This window comes from Herbaspirillum sp. C7C2, from assembly GCF_022627865.1.
Classification (GTDB): domain Bacteria; phylum Pseudomonadota; class Gammaproteobacteria; order Burkholderiales; family Burkholderiaceae_D; genus Herbaspirillum; species Herbaspirillum frisingense.
This window is the reverse complement of sequence record NZ_JABXGI010000062.1, coordinates 1-368: the sequence shown is the minus strand read 5'-3', so window position 1 is coordinate 368 and position 368 is coordinate 1. Positions and strand designations below refer to the sequence as shown.

At 66.0% G+C, this 368-nt stretch carries 1 protein-coding gene; it reads right to left on the bottom strand.

Annotated elements, in window-relative coordinates:
• Positions 1-368 (bottom strand): branched-chain amino acid ABC transporter permease (locus HWE04_RS24235; protein WP_241813928.1); only part of this gene is annotated, 368 nt, incomplete at both ends.

The following is a 368-nucleotide window of genomic DNA, read 5'->3' as shown; positions in this document are numbered from 1 at the left end:
ATCAGCACGATGAAGGCGAAGATGTCCTGGTAGTTGCTGCCCAGGAAGTTGCCGGTCAGGTCGCCGATGTAACCAGCGCCCAGGCTTTCGATCAGGCCCAGCAGGATGCCGCCCAGCATGGCGCCGTAGATGTTGCCGATGCCGCCCAGCACCGCTGCCGAGAAGGCCTTCAGGCCGGGCACGAAGCCCATGGCGAACTGCGCGGTGGAATAGTTGGCCGCCCACATCACGCCGGCGATGGCCGCTAAGGCCGCGCCGATGGCGAAGGTGACGATGATGACGCGGTTGGCGTCCACGCCCATCAAGCCGGCGATGCGCGGGTTCTCGGCGGTGGCGCGCATGGCGCGGCCCATCTTGGTCTTTTCCAC